The organism is Enterococcus plantarum, assembly GCF_001730295.1.
Lineage (GTDB): Bacteria > Bacillota > Bacilli > Lactobacillales > Enterococcaceae > Enterococcus_L > Enterococcus_L plantarum.
This window is the reverse complement of sequence record NZ_MIKA01000007.1, coordinates 44,593-63,986: the sequence shown is the minus strand read 5'-3', so window position 1 is coordinate 63,986 and position 19,394 is coordinate 44,593. Positions and strand designations below refer to the sequence as shown.

The window sequence follows — 19,394 nt, the reverse complement described above, 5'->3', positions numbered from 1 at the left end:
AGCCTTTTTTATTGATCCATTAGAAGCTCTCTCTAATATTCACCTCCTTTCCGTGATATACTTGTCCTATTAAAAACTTTTGCTAAACGAATTATTTTTAAGAGGTGTATCATGACTATTTTAGTATATAAATTACTGCTCGGTTTCATCACAGGAAATATAATTGGTCTGTTCTCTTATATTACCCATTTGCTTACAAAGTCTGGAGCATTGGCTGTAATTCTTATGGCTACCGTTGTTTGCGGCTTTGGCTCATGGCCAACTTGGGGCTTACTTATTTTATTTTTTGCAAGTTCTGGATGTATTTATTTTCTAAAAAAAAGAATGAATGCCACTAAAGCGACATCAATTGTTGAAAAAGGGCACACAAGAGATGGCTGGCAAGTACTTGCTAATAGTCTTCCAGCCATCAGTTCTTTAGTGCTTTTCTATTATACAGAAAACCAATTATTCTTATTTGGCTATGTTAGCGGGATCGCTGGTGCTACTGCGGATACATGGGGGTCTGAAATCGGGATTTTAAGTAAACGTCATCCTCTCTCAATTATCTCCTTTAAACAGATTGAAACAGGACTATCTGGTGGTATTTCTATGCTTGGAAGTTTGGCTTCTTTTTTTGGCAGTCTATTGATTTCATTTACTACCTGGTTGTGTTATCGCTGGCTTCCTGTTTCCGAGCATCTAACTACGCTATTCTTTATCGTTCCACTTCTTTGTGGTATTTTCGGATCGCTTGTGGATAGTTTGTTAGGGGCAACATTGCAAGTAAAATATCGCTGTACTATTTGTGGACAACTTACAGAACAAAAGCAACATCATCAACAAGAAACAAACCAAATAAACGGACTATCCTGGATGACAAATGATTGGGTTAATTTTTTTAGCGGCTGTTTGACCGTCCTATTAAGTTGGCTTCTTATTTCCTATCTCCAATGATGACTATATAAATAAAAGAGCCTGGTACATAACTAAAAAGGTTATGTTTCAGGCTCTTAGTAACCGAATAAAAGGTGGGCGCAGAAGCAACTCCTTAGGAAATAAGCCGAAATTGCTGTAAAACACAACAAGGAACAAGTTGATGTTGCACAGTACCTACTTGGTCACAAAAATTTGAAGAGCAATTTTCGTAAATTCCTTCTTATTTCTCGGAGTTAAACAATTCTGTCCCAACCTCATACTTATTGTGGTAATGAAAATAGATTAAATACTCACTAACCGTAGTTTTGTTATATTTTTATAAATCGATAAATCTTCTATTACTTCAGCATACGTCATTCCTTTTGGCAAATCAATTGTATAGATATTCGTGTAAATCTGCGTGTCTTCTATCAATACTACATTGAAGTTTACATCTTCGATTTCGATTTTATGATCTTCAAAATACTGATTGATAAACTCTTTTGTTTCCTGCTTGTGTATATAACGAATCTCTAATTTTTTTGTCGTTGGTACGTGGATTACTTTTTTCACTAATGTTAATGCTATAAATACGCCAATAAAACTAGTGATGGCAATTGCATAGTAACCCATACCAATCGCAATTCCTAAGCCAGCGATAGCCCATAATGAAGCAGCCGTGGTCAATCCTGTTACTGATTGTTTCGTTACAATGATCGTTCCTGCACCTAAAAAACCAATCCCACTAACTACTTGAGCAATCAAACGAGCCTGATCTGAACGAATGACTCCTGATAATTCTGGATGATTTATCGCATCTTTCAATGCGTTTTCTGCAATTTCAACTTGAATGAGTGCAATAATCGTCGCCCCCATACAAACCAAAATATGCGTCCGCATGCCAGCTGGTCGATTTTTATATTGCCGCTCAAATCCAATGACGCCACCAATTAGCATTGCCAAGCATAATCGTATTATAATTTCTGGAACTGTTAAAATCATATTATTCGTCATACTCATCCCTCCTAGTCCTCTTCTATTTCATTATAGCACTAATTTGGATTAAGAAAACGGCGTTCGTTTATGAACAAAAAAAGTGTTTGTACTATACCGTAAAAGTCATAGTACAAACACAACTACTTTTTATAGCTTACTTGCTGCAGCTTCATCAATGATAACAACAACATCTGAATGATTTTGTAAAGCACTTGCAGGTAAATCAACAGAAACAGGTCCATCGATCATTCCTTTGATCGCATCGGCTTTCGCTTCACCATAAGCCATTAAAATCATTTTTTTACCTTTCATGATTGAACCGATTCCCATTGAAACAGCTCTTGTTGGTACATCTTCTACTTTTTCAAAATTACGTTTATTCGCATTGATTGTAGATTCTGTCAATTCAACGACATGCGTTAAACTATCTAACGGAGTTCCTGGTTCATTAAAACCAATATGTCCATTTTGACCAATACCTAGGATTTGAATATCGATTGGGTTACTGTCGATAATGCTCTCATAATGTTTGCATTCAGTCGCTAAATCGTCCGCTTTTCCGTTTGGTACGTATGTGTTTTTAAATGGTTTTTTATTGAATAATTGATCATTCATGAAATAACGATAACTTTGATCATCGTCTCCACCTAAGCCAACATATTCATCTAAATTTACAGAAGTCATGTCTGTAAAATCTAAATCACTTGCAGTCATTTCTTTATACAATGTTTCAGGTGTACTTCCTGTCGCAAGTCCCAAAACTTTTGCACCCTTATCCATACCTTCTTTGATTAGTTCAAATGCTTTTTTTCCGCCTTCTTCTGCGTTTGCTACTTTGATAATTTTCATCGAAAATTGCTCCCTTATATCCAGATTTGGTATAGTCCAATTATAACACCCTATAAAACAGATATCTAGTCTAAAGTAGAGATAAAATAAAAAAAACTTCAATCCTCTTTCGAGAATTGAAGTTTATCAATTAATATCCATCCTAATGTTGGCCTTCATCCACTACATTTTGATCTGTATAGGAATTGGGATCAACATTCGTACCATCTTGACTATAATCATAATTAGTAGCTGCATCAGACGCTCCATCATAAGAACCCGTCTCATTCCCACTAATCTGATTACTGTAATTACTGCTATCTTTTGCCTGCATGTCTTTATTTTCTGGTAACCCTAATTGAGACCGTAATTTTGTTTGCACTTCGTAGAGTTTAGTTGGATCTAAGATTTGGTAATAGATACCACCAATCATTGTACCTTCACCCTCTAGCTGTAGAGAGTCAATATTTTTAAAGGCTGGCATATACTTCTTCTGAATATCTACCATATTATCCCAAGTTAAATCCGTTCTTACATTATCTTTTACTGCGTCCAAAATTTTTCTGTATTTTGAAATACCATCTAAACTGATGATCTTATTCACAATTTTTTCGACAACTTCTCGCTGTCTTCTTTGACGTCCTATATCGCCTTCTGGATCTTCTTCACGCATCCTTGCATATGCCAATCCAGTCTCACTATCAAGCTTGATATGACCCTTTGGAACTGTAATACCATCTAGTGTAAATTCAAAAGGATTATCAACTTCAATGCCGCCTACAGCGTCAATTAAATCTTTTAAACCTTTCATATTAATCGATACATAGTTATCTATTGGAATATCCAATAAATTCTCTACTGTATCAATCGCCATCTTAGCTCCACCTTTAGCTCCACCAAAAGCATAAGCATGATTCAATTTATCTTCTGTACCATATCCAACAATCTCAGTTAGGATATCTCTATCTAAACTAATCATTGTAGATTTTTTTTCTTTAGGATTAATTGTAACTACCATTGTTGTATCAGAACGACCTTGCTCTGTCCGTCCCAAGTCACCAGTATCAATTCCCATCAGTAAAACTGAAAAAGGTTCTTGCGCATCAATATTTACAGCCGTATCTCTTCTTTTAGAAGTCCGGTCGATCGATTCATACACACCTTTTACTGTACCAGTTGCATCTGAATACATTTTAATTCCATATGCGCAGAAACCTGCAACTGAAACAAGAACTAATCCCAAAGCAGTTAATATTACTTTTTTCCATAGGTTCATAAGACACTTCCTCATTTTTGCAAAAATAATTCATGAAATCTATTTTCTCACAATTTGAACGCTGTCGCAACTTTTTTAAGAAATTGGCATGATATCTTAATGTAAATGTAAAATAATAATAGATTAATGCTTCCTTGATGTCGAAATCTTTCAACAATACTTATCAACTTTAAGATTAACTACTTTTCTAATTTCAGTCTTGTCAGAAATGCACTTGCTAAATAAATAAATAGTACCATTTTGAGGCTATTTACTGAAAAAAAGATTGAGAATAACCGTTCACTTATTGACATTAAAAACACTCCTGATACCATATACCCATATATAATAAGTGGTACATCAACTTTCTGTGAAGAGGGTCTCAATTTTACAAAACTATAGAATACAGAATAAAACCAAGAAGTCAAAACCGAAAATAAAATCAAACCAGACATACCAAAATCATAAATATATGACCTAAATGCAGTATATACATTTCCTAAACTATATCCGGTTTGGGCATATCTAAACTCTTTATGAGATATATATACTAATTCCGGAATATGAAACGTCCCGCCTATAAATCTATTAATCCTAAAAAATAATTCTTTCCCAAATACATCAGATGTTGGTGGGGGGGCTTTCAAAAAAGCGTCCAATAAAGGGATCGGTCCTCCTGCATATACAGTAAAATAGTAAAGTGGATCATTTGCAGATTTTTCACTCAATCCTCTACCAATAACACTTCTTAACGAAACAAAGCAAACAAATATTGCTATTAAAAAGAAAGCAATCTTCATTAATTGTTTCATATTAATCATATTTCTGCCATATTTTTTATAGGTCAAAACAAAATAATATACAATAGCAGCCATCGCAAAGTATAGTACTTGTATTCTGGCAGCCGACATAAACGTAGTAAGGCAACAAATGATCACTGGAATAAATAGCGTTTTTTTCACCTTAATTCCTTCTATTAAAATATTATTAACTATAATGAATAGGTAAACATAGGACAACGCTACCGTAAAATCATATAGGTGACCGGCTATTCCAGACATCCCTTCTCCATCACCTAAAACTCCATAAGAAGTTGCTTGACGATAATAGTACATGATTGAAGACCAATCTTTACCACCACCTACGCTCCTTGAAATTCTAAGTACTTCTTTTACATAATAAAGACCACTGACTAACGAAAAAAGAATTGAGAGTATCTGCTGTAACTTGGGAACCTTTATTACTTGTTTGATTTCACTCCTTGAGTAATCCCATTGAAATAATTGTAAATTCGAAGTGGTTACATAAGCAGTAACAATAAAAATCACTATACCAAAAACAATCACTAAGTATGTTTCCCATCCAAGTTCAATCTTCCATAAATTCAAGTTATACAAAGCACATAAGATACTAAAGAGAAAAACTTCAGAAATTATCATTCCTGGATGAATAATGTCTCCTTTAAATAAAAATATGGAGATAAAAAAGATAAATAATATAGTGATAAAAAGTAGTATTAATGTCATAGTTCACCTCACTTCTTCCAAATTACTCAATTCCATTTCTCTCCACTAAAGATTTTATATATATAATACATATAAAATATCGTATTGATCTTCTCATGTAATACTAAGAATTCAAACAACGAATTCAAAGTAAACTTTTTTGCAAATGATTTTTCTTTAATTTTTAATGATTCATCCTTGATAACTTCCCTTATTACCTGTTTTTTTTCTTTATTAGTTAAATCACAATCATTATGTAGCAGTTGACTTGAAATAATAATTTTTATATATTGAATTTTATACTCTTTAATATATCGATGCTCGTTCTGATTACTAATACATTCCCAAATTTTTGATTCAGTCAATGCAGTTTTAAGTATGGAGTCTATTTTATTTTTGCTATACTTTCTAGATGTAGAAGATAAATCCCTTCTGTAATGAATATAATACGATTTAGGGTTAATAATTATACTCTTACAAGCATGAAAAAAGTCATAAGAAAATTTAGCATCCTCACTTCCAAACTTCATTGATTCATCAAAAGACAAATTATTTTCAACTATTATTTCCCTTCTATATAACCCATTCCATACATTCAAAAGAAGATTATTCTTTTTAAAATAATGATAGTAATCATACTTACTCTTTGCTGTAAAAACTTTTACTTCCTTATTAAAAAAAAACGATTCAGACGTCCTTAATATATCACCCTCTTTGTTTACATCTATTAGAACTCTGCCAAACCTTACTGCGTCAGCTGTTTCATCGATTAATAATCTTATGTTATCATTCAAAAAATTTCTATCTAACTCATCATCATTATCTAAAAATGTAATATATTTTCCTGTTGAAACATCAATTCCTTTGTTTCGAGTAGCACAAATCCCAATGTTGTAATCATTCTGAAAAAATTTGATTCTAGAGTCTTTTTTTGCAAATTTTCTAGCAATACTTGGTGAAAAATCAGCGGAACCATCATCTATCAATAGTAGCTCAAAATTCTCATAGGTTTGATTCAGAACAGATTCTATAGCTGTTTCTAAATAAAGCTCCGAATTATAAATTGGCATCACTATACTAATTAACATATATGTTCGTCCTTATTATTGTTAGATATCTTTTCGACTAGCTCACTTGAAGAAATTCCCTTAGTATAAGGTAAAAAACATACATCAACTCCATGTTTTTTCAACTGGATTTCAGTCTCAGTCCATCGACTAGTTCCTTTCCAATCATCTCCAATAAAAACACAATCAAATTTGAAACGTCGCCAAGCATCAACTTTGTCTAAATTTTCCATTAATTCAACTTGATCAACAACTTCAAGAGCATCGACAACTTTCATTCTGTCATGAACATCAATTATAGGAAGTTTGCTTTTATATAATGTCACTAGTTCATCACTATTCACCCCTACTATCAAGTAGTCACATTTTGCCTTAGCTGCATTGAGTAAATTTAAATGCCCCACATGAAACATATCAAATGTTCCAGCAGTAAATCCAACCTTGTACATAAATAAAACTCCTACTCTTTAATAATTTCCGTATTATGTTTATTTCTCATATGCTCAGGTGGTAATTGCATATAATCTCCATATATTTGTTTCAAATAATCATCATAATTCTTAGGAGCATTAAAATAATTCCCTTCAAATTCAAGAATTGTTCCCTCTGCATAGATATTTTTTTTATTAAATATACTATTAAACCTATACGCACCATGAAAATTGAAATACACTTCAGAAGATTCGTCTGAATATTTTCTCAATGCGTCCTCAAGAATATCGTATTGGTGATTTAAATTTAAATATTTTCCAATAGAAAAAATGCTATTAACCTTTAATAACATTTTTTCATGTAATGGCCTATCTTTTTTGTTATCTTGTACATTTTCATAGTTAGCAAAACCAACCATAACTTTTAAAAACAACAATTTCATTTTATGAAAATTTGCTTTGACTGAAGACTTTGGTAAACCATCTAACGGAAATATATCGATCCAAACTGGTTCTTGCCTAGGAACTTTCCAACTATTGTTTACTATTTTAACTGAAAGATCGACTAATCTAGAATTTGGTCGTTTAGATTCCGAAATACTACTATAATGCCAAAATTGCTTACTCCCTATAAACTCTTTTGAGGCTATTTCGACAAATTTGTCATAATCCGTTCTTGGCATAGCAACATCTATATCGTCATCCCATGGAATAAACCCTTTATGTCTAATGGCTCCCAAATAAGTTCCACCACTAATGTAATAAGTTAATTGATTTTTATCACATATATCTCTAAATAAAATCAATAACTCTAATTCTTTTTGTTGTAAATCTTTAAGTTCCAACATGTATTCTCCTCTTTTATCAGTTACGCTCCCAAAGACTTTCGTATGAATCCGCAATAGTATTCCATGAGTAATCTTGTTCTAAAAAGTCATTAGTTTCTATATTAGAGTGACAAGCTTTCAAAAAAGTACTATCGTCTAATTGACTTATCAGTTGACTTAAGCGAGTGTCTTTCTTCCAATATAAAGCACTATTCCTACCAACTTCCCTATTAAAGCAGACATCCAACAAAAGATTTAATTTCGTTGAAGCTAATGCTTCTAAGAGTGATGGATTTGTGCCTCCAACTTCATGACCATGAAGATAGGCAAAAGCATTCTCTCTAATATATTTTAGAAGTTCTTGATTATAAACAGTTCCAACAAACTTAATTCTCTCATCATTTTGAAAATGAGTCTCTTTGTTCAATTTTTTATAAAAATCGTTATCCTCTATATTAGTAATCAACACAAAGTTTTTTTTCGTAGAGGACTTCATAAATTCCCGAATCATAATTTCATAATTATTTTCTGGAACAAACCTACCAACTACCAGATAATAATTATTTTCTAGTACCCTTTTTTCCGAAAACCATTCACGCACAATCACATCATCAGAAGTTAAAGATGATTTTTTTAAGTCTGTCCCGTACGCAATGTAAGTCGTTTTCGGTTGATATTTATGATAGTCATTTTTTATATATTTTTCTATATTCAAACTATCGCATATTAATAAGTCTGCATATTTGACCATCAGCCTTTCAGAAAACTTCCAATATTTCCGAACAGGATAAGGCCATTTAGCTCTAAGCCATTCATGGCCATCTGGATTAACGTATAGTTTTCCGCCTATTTTTTGAATTTTTTTCTTATAATAGTTTATAACTGGACCGATCCGACAAGCTAAGATATAAAAAATAGGCGCAACATTATTGTCCTTTTCCGCTAATTTAATAGCGTAATCTAATGCTTTCATATCATAATAAATTGCTTTGGCCGGACCGATATTGGGAACGGTAATATTAAAACAATCCGCTTGGTTATAATTAAAATGCTTTTGCCCGTTACCATATAAATTATCCCCATTGTTCATACACGCAACATGGTATTGAATGTCGTCACTTTTTTTATACTGGGTTAATTTTTCAACAAATGTTTCAAATCCACCATATTTGGCTGGAATTCCTTTAGAACCGATAATATAAATATGTTGCTTAGAATTACTCATCAATAGGCTCCTCTAGATAAAAACATTACTTTAAACGTTAGTAAAATAATTTTAAAATCATTATAAATCGATTGTTGTTCAATGTACTCTAAATCGAAGTCAACCATATCATCAAAATGAACATCATTCCTACCTCTAATTTGCCATAATCCTGTACAACCAGGTTTGACACTCAAGCGTTGCATATCTCGTTGACTATATTCATCAACTTCTCTTTGCAATGGTGGTCTGGGCCCAACTAAAGACATTTCGCCTTTTAAAACATTCAAAAGTTGAGGTAGTTCATCAATGCTTGTCTTGCGAATTTTTTTTCCTATTTTGGTCACTCTGGGATCTTCTTTTATTTTGAACATTGCGCCTTCGATTTCATTTAATTCAATTAAATCATGCAACTGTTCTTCTGCATCAACACACATAGAACGAAATTTGTACATGGTGAATAAACGCCCCTGTTTGCCGACTCTTTTTTGTGAAAAGACAACTGGACCGCTTGGATCTTCTAGTCTTATTAGAAACGCTACAACTAGAAACACTGGGCTTAATAAAATTAAGCCACACGCGCTACCTAAAATATCCACGATTCTTTTAAACAGTCTGAAAAATAAAGATTGATGTTTAAAATCATTTTTTTTCTGTACACGTCTACCAACATCCACAAACTTTCCCTCCAAATTGACCACTCCTTTTAACGCAAATACTACCTACCAATAACTTTTTCATGTTGTAGAACTATTATGTAATCCTATGTACCAACAATTGTTTACTTACCTTACCTAAAATAACCCAAACCTTTTAGAGTTGATTTCCCTAAATTCTGGTCTTTGCACACTATCCCCATTCAAGATATCTCTAGCCATTTGCTGCATTGCTGCCACATGTTCGACCCCCACATCCTTAGCGATTGCCTCATACGCTTTTTGCATAAAAAAGCCACGTTTTTTAATATTATGTGCATCAGAGGCCATCATATAGACTAGGTTATGTGCAACCATTTGTTTCGCCGTTCGTTCGATTTTTTTTCCAAAAACACCAACATAACTTGGTGCCGTCAGTTGGGTCAATACGCCCATCTCCAAAAACGGCAACAGTCTGTTGGGATCTTGAATAAATTTACTGTTTCTTTCTGGGTGAACGATGACCGGCGTATGACCAGCTTTTAACAATTCAAAAAATAAATGTTCCGCATAGGCTGGAATATCATTAGTAGGAAATTCAATCAAAATATAACGATTAGCAAGGTCTGTAAACAAGATTTCGTTAGCCTTAATTTGATCTAACAAGTCCCCGCCAATCCTCACTTCTTGACCTTCAAATAAGGTGAGCGGGATATCTCTAAGATCTAATTCTCTTTGCAAATTAGCCACATGAGTAATGACCTGAGCGGCAGGATTATCATATTTCCCATTGTTATGATGAGGCGTACAAAGTATATGGGTAATGCCTTGCTTAACAGCCATTCTAGCCATATCCATTGCATCTTCAGTCGTTTTCGCCCCATCATCGATCCCTGGCAATATGTGACAATGTAAATCAATCATCGGTTTATGTCCTTCCTGCTTACTATTTACGAACCATAATAATATCCTTGATCTGCTACGTTCTTAGATCCGTTGTACACAACTCCCAGAATATTTGCGTCTACCATCTCTAATAAACTTTTAGCCTTTAATAAAGAATCTCTTTTTGAGACATTCTCACGGACAACTAAAATGGTGCCGTCTGATTTTGACGCTACAATTTGGGCATCGGTCACAGCCACGACTGGTGGCATATCAAAGATTACTAAATCGTATTGTTGTTTTAGTTCCATCATCAATTCTTTCATTCGTCTAGAATCCAACAATTCTGAAGGATTCGGCGGTTTAGGTCCACTTGTCATCAAAAATAAATTATCTACACCTGAAGATTGAACAACCTGATGTAATACGGTCTCACGACTTCCCAACAACGTACTCAATCCGCGGATATTATCTAATGAAAAAGTTTTCGCAACTGTAGGCTTACGCATATCAGCATCCACTAACAATACGCGCTTGCCTGAATTGGCAAATACGATAGCTAAATTTGCTGAAGTAGTTGATTTCCCTTCGCTTGGTCCTGATGAAGTAATCACTAATGTTTTTAGATCTCTATCTACCATAGCGTATTGAATATTCGTCCGAACCGTTCGATATTGCTCTGAAATCGGTGAAGATTTATCGGCTAAAGTAATCAAACTTACTGCTTTGGTTTTCTGTTTTTTTTGAGGTCTTATTTTATTTGTCATTCTATACTCCTTTAAACTCGCGGACGACTTCTGCGTGCCGGGGCAGAAGTATCTGGTTTAGCGTTCTCTTTTGGTATCTCTCTATTAAGATTTCGCGGCTCTACTGAAGGTATCCCTAAATTTGATGGTGTACGAATTGCTTTCGCATTTAATTCTTTCGCCGTCATATTTGGAACTACACCTAGTATTGTAAAACCAAGTTCATCTTCCACAAAACTGTCATCTTTGATTGTTTTATCAAATAATTCTAAAATGAAGGCTAACGCTATTCCGAACATAATACCCAGAGCTAACCCGATGATCAAGTTGATTTTATCGTTTGGCGAGACAGGCTTTACATTCGCTATTGCTGCTGATATAATCGTAATTTTATCAACATTTAGCATATCTTTAGCCTGCTCTTGGAAAACTAAAGCAGTCTGATTCGCTATATTTTGGGCCACGATTGGATCCGTTACTTTAGAAACAATCGAAAACATCTGTGAATTTTGTGATTGATTTACTGAAATACTTGCTTTTAATTCTTCGACAGATAAATCATTTTGATGCTCTGTTTTCATCCTTTGTTGTACTTCGGTCATTACGGTATCACTTTTGATCAAATCTTTATACGTGTTGATCATTTGTAGGTTTCCATTTATATCATTGACATTCGTTGTTTCATTTTGCGGTAATCGAACGATTAATTGCGCTTGAGAACTATACTTTGGCGTGATGACAAAGTAAGTCAATATTCCAGCAACACCTAATCCCAAAAACATACTGATAATGATTAAGCCAATACGTTTTTTTAATACTCCAATTAATTCCTGTAAACTGATTGTCTCTTCCATTTTTTCCTCCAATTAACTACATACAAATAATTATAAATTCTAGCTGAATCAAGTACAAGGTTATTCACGAAGAATCATTATCAATTATTTCAGCATTTGTTGAAATAATTGATAGATTATATTTTTAAATTATAAAATTATAAAATTACTTTAATATCACGGTTATTCACTTCCTAGAACTTCTTCTTGTTCCTCTAGGGATTCTGTAGTTTCTTCTTTTTCTAGCAGAGTATCGATTACATCTAATTTGTCTGACAAGTCTTTTTTTAATGTTTCATTTTTTATCTGAGGCAATTGATTAAAAATAAGAATAACATTTTCGATCGTTGCGTTACTCGTCAACACACCATCTTGCTCCATCATATCAATGGATTGTTCTATATCCTTATATTGTTTGACTTGTGCATCCATTTCATCTAACAAAGATATGATCGCTTGGTTCCATTGCGTTTCAGCTTTAGAAACACTATGCCGTATCTTTAAAATCTTTTCTGCCGTTGTACTTTCCTTTATGATCGCTTCTTCATTATTTGCTGCCCAGTTAGTCGGCTTTTGCATTAATAAAGCAGTCACTTGGTTTTGAATGTTTTTTTTATTTTTGATATCTTCTATTTTAGCTACTAATTCTTCTTTTGCTTGCCTTACTTCGGAAGTATCTGCAGTAAAATCTTTCTTTTCTACACCAAAATCGTCCGCTTCAGTCTTCAAGGTATTAATATTTAGTTGAATATCCTTTAGTTCATCTTCCTTGATTCGATCTGCTAAAAATTCTTCCTGATCGTTTTGATAAAATTGACTAATTTGTTTAGTTAGCTGGTTGATTTTTACCGTTTCATCTTTTAACGTTGATTTTATATGCTCGATTTTTCGTTGCTGTTCCTTTTTACCATTCGATCTAATTCCTAAAAGACAAATACTAATTGAAATAAGAATGACAATTATGTAAATACCTTTCCCAACCCTATTACTTTTTATCACCTTTACACCCCTTTTAACGATACCTGTTCCACTTCTTTTGTTAGGATATTTTAGGCATACCAATCCCAAATATCTGCAGTTCATTTACTTTATTGATGCTAAAAATTCTATATAGTCTGCTTGTTCAGTAGTTTCTTTAATCATTGCTTTTTCAAAGTGACCTTTGGTAAAGTCTGTTAAAGTGCCAGATATCAAATGAGTAATTGTTGCATTGCCAATTAATTCCATCCAATATCCATCTGAATCATCTTCATGCACCACTGTTTTTACCATGCCACCCGTATTTTTGACGGTGATTGTTTCATTAAATTCACCATTATTTAACAATACATACATCAAACTACTGGCACACATGGCAGTTCCACACGCACTGGTAAAGCCAACGCCACGTTCGAAGGTCCGAACAAATAGCTCGTTTTTTCCTACTATTTCTACAAAACTTACATTAACACCATCTGGAAAAATTGGATTTTCGCCATTTACATAGGTTGCAATTCGTTCAAATTCTGTTCCCATAAGCGTTTTGTGATCTACAAACGCTATCAAATGAGGATTGGGAACTGCTACGACTGAAAATCTCAGCTCACTAGATAATTCTGGGATCACTTCATCAATGATCGTATTATTTTTAGTATGCATCGGAATTGCTTCTGCTTCAAAGCGAACAGGAGAAATCTCCACTTGATATGTTGCCACTTGAGCAGCTAAATTAGGCGCTTGTCTTACTTTAAGATCTGCAAACATCGTTTCTACAGTGAACGATGTTTTGTTGTATTTTTCGGCTAAATATCTTGCAACTGTGCGCAGTCCGTTACCACACATACTGGCTTCGCTACCGTCACTATTGATTACACGCATCTTCGCTAATGATTCACCTTTAACTACTCTTTCTACAAGTAATAAGCCGTCTGCTCCATTGAGTAAACCAGTCTCTCTATCACACAAATAAGTGCGTAAATTCTCGATTTCTTCATCTGTAAAGGAACGTTCCAATTGCGTTTCATCTAATAAAAAGAAATCATTTTCTGACCCATGAACTTTTTGCATCGTTATATTCATTATAAACTCCTTTACACAGTGCTTTCTGTATTTTTATTCCTAAGTATTAGTATGCCATAAACAAAAAGAGGAAAACAGTGTAATTTACTGTTTTCCTCAAAAATTTTCTAAAAATTCTATTTTTTTCAGATTATTTAGCTGCAGCGAAGCGTTTATTTACTTCATCCCAGTTTACTAAGTTCCAGAATGCTTCGATATAATCTGGACGTACATTTTTATAATTTAGGTAGTAAGCATGTTCCCAAACGTCTAAACCTAAGACAGGTGTTTTGCCATCCATCAATGGTGAATCTTGATTAGGTGTTGACGTAATTTCTAATTTGCCGTTATTTAGAACTAACCATGCCCAACCAGAACCAAAACGTCCAGTAGCAGCTGTTTTAAATTCTTCTTTTAATTTATCAAAGCTGCCGAATGCTGCATCAATAGCCTCTTTGATATCGCCAGTTGGTGCGCCGCCTGCGTTAGGGTCCATGATTTCCCAGAAGAATGAGTGGTTCGCATGTCCACCGCCATTATTACGTACAGCTGTACGAATATCTTCAGGAATACTATCCATATCAGAAATCAACTCTTCTACAGATTTAGTCCCAAGTTCAGAGTGCTTTTCGATTGCCGCATTTAAATTCGTCACATAAGTGTTATGGTGTTTGTCATGGTGTAGATGCATTGTTTCTACATCAATATAAGGTTCTAATGCATCATAAGCATAAGGTAAATCTGGTAACGTGTAAGTCATAAAAAATTCCCTCCATTAATTAGGTATAATGTTTCATACAATTATAGCATAACAGATTTTATGGTAACCTTCAAAGTAATTGCTTACAAATTTTGGGCAAAACTTGTATTTAACAGTTATCTCCTTTAAAATGACGAGTATACTCAATTTCAAGTCAGGAGAGAATCTATGAACTCATTTATCCTTTTTAAACAGTCATTATTTCAGTTAACGCATCTCCATCAGGCTAAAAAAATGCCCTTTTGGAAAGTCATTTTATATGTTGTTTTTTTAAGCACTATCCTTGCTCTTCCAATAACCAAACAACTTTTTTCTATAATGCAAGATATCAAAAGTGATGGTCAAAAAATTGCTTCAAAGTTACCAGATTTCACTATCACTGATGGAAAACTAAAAACAGCTAGCAAAACTGAAGGATTCATTTATCAAACAAACTCCATCATTTTTACCTTTGATCCTGAAGGGAAACGATCACTTAACGATGTCACTGCTGATTCCGTCGGCACTGCTGTTGGTTTAGGATTGTTGCAGGATGAATTTGTTGTGGCTTTCCCTAAATTAGGCGCTGCAGATTCGTTACTGGGTGCTAATCAATTTGAAATTCCTTATTCCAAAGGGACCTTAGATGGTTTAAACAGTAAAGATTTGAAAGAATCTTTAGATGGAGCTAGTTTTCCTTTTTGGATTAAACTAATTGTGTTTGTCTTTACTTTATATCCTACATTTCTTAACTTGATTTTTAATTTGCTTATGATCACAATCGGTGCAAATCTTTATAGTAAGATTCGCTTGTACAAACTACGTTTTTTAGATTGTCTAAAGATTTCAACCTATTGCGCTACACTTCCTGTGATTGCCAGTAGTATTCTACATTTTATTAACCGTTCTTTCGACGATAGCTTTTTGATTGTCTTCGTTTCTTTGGTAGTCTTTTTCTTTGCTACGCGTAATGAAACACGTCAAGAACCACCCTTAGCTTAATGTTAAATCAGATACATCTTCTTACTCTCACTGGTGTGTGGATACATGATAAAATAAATGATGAATAATACTGGTTAATCCGCAATATAATAGAGCAGTAGTAAGGAGAGAATCATTATGGCAGACTTGACTCATCGTAAAAACACACGTCACGTTAAGGTTGGAGACATAACCATTGGTGGAACTGACGAATTATTTATTCAAAGTATGTGTACAACTAAAACACATGACATGATGGTACTGTAGCCCAGATCAAGCGTTTAGAAGAAGCTGACTGTCAAGTTGTTCGGGTGGCAGTACCAGATGAAGCCGCGGCAGAAGCAATCGGTGCTATCAAAAGTCAGATATCGATTCCTTTAGTTGCTGACATTCATTTTGACTATCGTTTAGCCTTAAAAGCGATTGAACAAGGTGTTGATAAAATTAGAATCAATCCTGGAAATATCGGACGCAAAGATCGTGTAGAAAAAGTTGTCACTGCATGTAAATCTAAAGGTGTCCCAATCAGGATCGGTGTTAACGCGGGTTCTCTTGAAAAAAATTTCTTGCAACAATATGGTTATCCTACCGCTGAAGCGATGGTCGCTAGTGCTGTTGAGCATATAAAAATACTTGAAGATTTGGATTTTTACGATATTATTGTTTCATTAAAAGCAAGTGATGTTCAGTTAGCCATTGAAGCTTATACTCTGGCTGGGCAAACATTTGATTATCCACTACACTTAGGAATCACTGAAGCAGGGACCAAATTTTCTGGTGGAATAAAATCTGCAGCTGGACTTGGTGCTCTACTGTCTACTGTCTTTAGGTATTGGAAATACTTGTCGTGTATCATTATCTGCTGATCCTGTAGAAGAAATCAAAGTGGCTAAAGAAGTCTTGAAAGCATTTGGCTTAGCAATTAACGCGGCTACGTTGATTTCTTGTCCTACTTGCGGACGCATCGCAATTGATTTGATTCCAATTGCGAATGAGATCGAAGAATATATCGAAAAAATCAAGGCACCAATCAACGTTGCGGTTTTAGGTTGTGCCGTTAACGGACCTGGTGAAGCACGAGAAGCTGATATTGGAATAGCTGGTGGAAACGGGAAAGAGATGCTTTTCAAAAAAGGAAAGATCATTCGAACAGTTCCGGAAGAAATCATGGTTGATAAGTTGAAAAAAGAAGTTGATAGTCTTGCAGCAGCATATGCTCGTGGCGAAAAAAGATAATTTATGTAGGTGGAAAAAAGATTGTTACTTGCAATAGTTCAATCTTTTTTTGTTTGAAGGGCTTTTTTGTTACAATGAATGAGCGAGGGGGAATCAACATGGGACAACCAGTCATCTATCTAAATGAACAGATGAAAACAGGACAAGTTGAAACAATCAGACAAAGTGCTCCTGATTATATTGTTATTGATGCTACAAGAGAATCACCACAAGTGATTGAAGATGATATCGAGATCATGTTAGGTTGGGACAAAAATTTAGGTCAGCGTTTATTGAATTCTGAAACAAGCCACTTAAAGTGGGTTCAATCTATTTCTGCTGGTGTGGATACATATGATTTAGATCGCTTTTCTGAAAAAGGTATCTTACTGTCTAACGCTAGCGGAATTCATAGCATTTCAATTACAGAACATGTTTTAGGTGTTCTACTAGCTGAGTTTAGAGGTATTCGTACTAGTATCAACAATCAAGCAAATAAAGAATGGACAAGAGAGACTATTTCCTATAAACAATTGTCCATGCAAAAAATGCTAATTGTCGGCACTGGCCATATCGGTCAACAGCTTGCTAGCTTTGCAAAAGGCTTAGGTATTCAAACTTACGGTGTGAACACTTCTGGTCATGTAACGAATGGTTTTATCGAATGCTATTCTCATACAAATATGAGCCGCATCGTGAATGAAATGGATATCGTCGTGAACATTCTTCCTCTGACCGAAGATACTTATCAAATGTACAATGAGCGAATGTTTTTGGCAATGAAACGCGGAACCGTCTTTGTAAATGTTGGACGGGGACCTTCTGTTAATACCAATGATTTGATTCATGCACTAAACACAGAACAGTTACGATTTGCTGCTCTAGATGTTTTTGAAGAGGAACCGTTGCCTTCAGATAGTCCGTTATGGGACATGGACAATGTTTTGATTACGCCACATATCTCTGGTTTAACACCTGAATTCAAAACAAAACTATTAAAGATTTTTAGTCAAAATCTTACTCAATTTCTAAAAGATGGGACACTAGCTAAAAATGAAATAACCTTACATCAAGGGTATTAAACGATTAAAAATACTGTTTCGAATCATTTTATAGTGATTCGAAACAGTATTTTTTATTATTATTGATCTTTTTCCGTTTCCTTCACGAGATAAATTGGGCGTTTTTTTGTCTCCAAGAAAATTTTCCCAATATATTTTCCGATGATTCCTAGACAAAGCAACTGAAGTCCGCCAACAAATAAAATAATGCAGACCATTGATGGCCAACCACTAGTAGGATCTCCTTCGATAATCGTTCTAAAGAAGATAATCAGCATCGCAATGACTGATCCCACACATGAAAAAGCGCCAATATAAGATGCTAAATTCAGTGGTGCTTCTGAAAAGTTGACGATCCCATCAATCGAATAACTTAGTAGACTCCAAAAGGACCATGAAGTGGAACCAGCTATACGTTCGCGATTTTCATAAGAAAGATACTCTGTGTTAAACCCAACCCAACTAAAAATACCTTTTGAAAAACGATTGTACTCAGTCAATTCTAAAATAGCATCCACCATTTGACGTGTCATCAGACGAAAATCTCTCGCTCCATCTACCATTTCTGTTTCGCCGATTTTATTCACTAATCGATAAAACATTCTAGCAAAGAAACTACGAATAGCGGGTTCACCTTCTCGATCTCCTCGTCTTGTCCCGATGCAATCCAACTCTTTATTTGTCTCTAACATTTGAATCATTTTTGGTAACAGCTCAGGTGGATCTTGCAAATCCACATCCATCACTGTAATCAAGTCCCCTTTGGCTTCTTTAAGTCCTGCATAGAGTCCCGCTTCTTTTCCAAAATTTCTAGAAAAAGAAAGATAGCGAACTTTTTCAGGGTGCTCTTTATATAACTTTCTCAGTGCGCTTAGTGTTTGATCTTTTGATCCATCATTAATAAATATGTATTCTATGTTATGTTGAATGTGTGAGCTTACTTTCTCCACTTCTTCAAAAAACAACGGAATTGATTCCTCTTCGTTGTAACAAGGAACAATAATAGATAGCATGAAATTTCCTCCAAAAAAAGTATTCTTTGTTGATTATAGCATACATCTACGACAGAATAATATAAAAACTATAAATAGTATTGCGTATTCTAATTTGTATTTACATCCAAAAACAAATCTCGAAAAAAATCAGCGTAATATAAATAACAAACATTGTTTTATCCCAATCAGAGAAAAATCATCACCGATATTAAGTACATAGCTTTTTCAAGCAAAAAAAGAATTATTTAACTATTTTT

At 34.3% G+C, this 19,394-nt stretch carries 22 protein-coding genes and 1 pseudogene; 6 read left to right on the top strand and 17 right to left on the bottom strand.

Annotated elements, in window-relative coordinates; translation table 11 throughout:
• The first annotated feature begins 111 nt into the window (after positions 1-111).
• On the top strand, positions 112-936 hold the full coding sequence (locus tag BCR22_RS04070; RefSeq protein WP_083241739.1) for a DUF92 domain-containing protein: 825 nt from the start codon (positions 112-114) through the stop codon (positions 934-936).
• 48 nt (positions 937-984) lie between these two features.
• Here the strand turns inward: BCR22_RS04070 and BCR22_RS15630 are convergent.
• From BCR22_RS15630 to BCR22_RS03995, 16 genes and pseudogenes are all read right to left on the bottom strand, one after another.
• A pseudogene (locus BCR22_RS15630) lies at positions 985-1,176 on the bottom strand (hypothetical protein).
• A 24-nt stretch (positions 1,177-1,200) separates the two neighbouring features.
• Complete coding sequence (locus tag BCR22_RS04065; RefSeq protein ID WP_069653707.1) at positions 1,201-1,911, bottom strand: MgtC/SapB family protein; 711 nt, start codon at positions 1,909-1,911, stop codon at positions 1,201-1,203.
• Positions 1,912-2,040: 129 nt separating this feature from the next.
• Positions 2,041-2,742, bottom strand: a complete 702-nt coding sequence (nagB, locus tag BCR22_RS04060; RefSeq protein WP_010760417.1) for a glucosamine-6-phosphate deaminase — start codon at positions 2,740-2,742, stop codon at positions 2,041-2,043.
• A 142-nt stretch (positions 2,743-2,884) separates the two neighbouring features.
• A complete protein-coding gene (locus BCR22_RS04055; protein ID WP_069653706.1) occupies positions 2,885-3,997 on the bottom strand; it encodes an LCP family glycopolymer transferase in 1,113 nt (370 codons plus the stop codon).
• Between the two features lie 179 nt (positions 3,998-4,176).
• Entirely contained in the window at positions 4,177-5,502 is a 1,326-nt protein-coding gene (locus BCR22_RS04050) for an O-antigen polymerase (RefSeq protein WP_069653705.1), read from the bottom strand.
• Positions 5,503-5,528: 26 nt separating this feature from the next.
• Entirely contained in the window at positions 5,529-6,569 is a 1,041-nt protein-coding gene (locus BCR22_RS04045; protein ID WP_069653704.1) for a glycosyltransferase family 2 protein, read from the bottom strand.
• Positions 6,563-6,997 (bottom strand): FAD synthase family protein, encoded by a 435-nt coding sequence (locus BCR22_RS04040; protein WP_069653703.1) that lies wholly within the window; start codon positions 6,995-6,997, stop codon positions 6,563-6,565. Before BCR22_RS04040 ends, BCR22_RS04045 begins: the two co-directional genes overlap by 7 nt.
• An 11-nt stretch (positions 6,998-7,008) precedes the next feature.
• Positions 7,009-7,827: a LicD family protein gene (locus BCR22_RS04035; protein ID WP_069653702.1), complete on the bottom strand. Its 819-nt coding sequence runs from the start codon at positions 7,825-7,827 to the stop codon at positions 7,009-7,011.
• Between the two features lie 16 nt (positions 7,828-7,843).
• Positions 7,844-9,031 (bottom strand): beta 1-4 rhamnosyltransferase Cps2T, encoded by a 1,188-nt coding sequence (cps2T, locus tag BCR22_RS04030; RefSeq protein WP_069653701.1) that lies wholly within the window; start codon positions 9,029-9,031, stop codon positions 7,844-7,846.
• The gene (locus BCR22_RS04025) at positions 9,031-9,687 is read right to left on the bottom strand and encodes a sugar transferase (RefSeq protein ID WP_240485849.1); all 657 of its coding nucleotides are present in this window, start codon (positions 9,685-9,687) and stop codon (positions 9,031-9,033) included. Before BCR22_RS04025 ends, cps2T begins: the two co-directional genes overlap by 1 nt.
• A 117-nt stretch (positions 9,688-9,804) precedes the next feature.
• Positions 9,805-10,569, bottom strand: coding sequence for a tyrosine-protein phosphatase (locus tag BCR22_RS04020; protein WP_069653699.1), 765 nt, complete (start codon positions 10,567-10,569; stop codon positions 9,805-9,807).
• A 26-nt stretch (positions 10,570-10,595) separates the two neighbouring features.
• Positions 10,596-11,297, bottom strand: coding sequence for a CpsD/CapB family tyrosine-protein kinase (locus BCR22_RS04015; protein WP_069653698.1), 702 nt, complete (start codon positions 11,295-11,297; stop codon positions 10,596-10,598).
• A gap of 11 nt (positions 11,298-11,308) precedes the next feature.
• A complete protein-coding gene (locus BCR22_RS04010; RefSeq protein WP_069653697.1) occupies positions 11,309-12,130 on the bottom strand; it encodes a YveK family protein in 822 nt (273 codons plus the stop codon).
• Positions 12,131-12,292: 162 nt separating this feature from the next.
• On the bottom strand, positions 12,293-13,108 hold the full coding sequence (locus BCR22_RS04005) for a hypothetical protein (protein ID WP_069653696.1): 816 nt from the start codon (positions 13,106-13,108) through the stop codon (positions 12,293-12,295).
• A gap of 84 nt (positions 13,109-13,192) precedes the next feature.
• Positions 13,193-14,167 (bottom strand): diaminopimelate epimerase, encoded by a 975-nt coding sequence (gene dapF, locus BCR22_RS04000; protein ID WP_069653695.1) that lies wholly within the window; start codon positions 14,165-14,167, stop codon positions 13,193-13,195.
• 130 nt (positions 14,168-14,297) lie between these two features.
• Positions 14,298-14,906 carry a superoxide dismutase gene (locus BCR22_RS03995; RefSeq protein WP_069653694.1) on the bottom strand — a complete coding sequence of 203 codons (609 nt, stop codon included), beginning with the start codon at positions 14,904-14,906 and terminating at the stop codon, positions 14,298-14,300.
• A gap of 168 nt (positions 14,907-15,074) precedes the next feature.
• On the opposite strand from BCR22_RS03995, the gene BCR22_RS03990 reads away from it, so the two are divergent.
• The 5 genes from BCR22_RS03990 (at position 15,075) to BCR22_RS03980 (ending at position 18,163) form a co-directional block, all read left to right on the top strand.
• A complete protein-coding gene (locus tag BCR22_RS03990) occupies positions 15,075-15,887 on the top strand; it encodes a DUF1189 domain-containing protein (RefSeq protein WP_069653693.1) in 813 nt (270 codons plus the stop codon).
• Positions 15,888-16,004: 117 nt separating this feature from the next.
• Positions 16,005-16,133, top strand: coding sequence for a hypothetical protein (locus tag BCR22_RS16075; RefSeq protein ID WP_455319225.1), 129 nt, complete (start codon positions 16,005-16,007; stop codon positions 16,131-16,133).
• A gap of 44 nt (positions 16,134-16,177) precedes the next feature.
• On the top strand, positions 16,178-16,732 hold the full coding sequence (locus BCR22_RS16070) for a flavodoxin-dependent (E)-4-hydroxy-3-methylbut-2-enyl-diphosphate synthase (protein WP_455319226.1): 555 nt from the start codon (positions 16,178-16,180) through the stop codon (positions 16,730-16,732).
• Between the two features lie 19 nt (positions 16,733-16,751).
• Positions 16,752-17,102 carry a hypothetical protein gene (locus tag BCR22_RS16065; RefSeq protein ID WP_476729618.1) on the top strand — a complete coding sequence of 117 codons (351 nt, stop codon included), beginning with the start codon at positions 16,752-16,754 and terminating at the stop codon, positions 17,100-17,102.
• A gap of 98 nt (positions 17,103-17,200) precedes the next feature.
• Positions 17,201-18,163, top strand: coding sequence for a phosphoglycerate dehydrogenase (locus BCR22_RS03980; RefSeq protein WP_069653692.1), 963 nt, complete (start codon positions 17,201-17,203; stop codon positions 18,161-18,163).
• A 59-nt stretch (positions 18,164-18,222) separates the two neighbouring features.
• Here BCR22_RS03980 and BCR22_RS03975 read toward each other — a convergent pair whose 3' ends face one another.
• Positions 18,223-19,155, bottom strand: coding sequence for a glycosyltransferase family 2 protein (locus tag BCR22_RS03975; protein ID WP_069653691.1), 933 nt, complete (start codon positions 19,153-19,155; stop codon positions 18,223-18,225).
• Between the last annotated feature and the right edge of the window lie 239 nt (positions 19,156-19,394).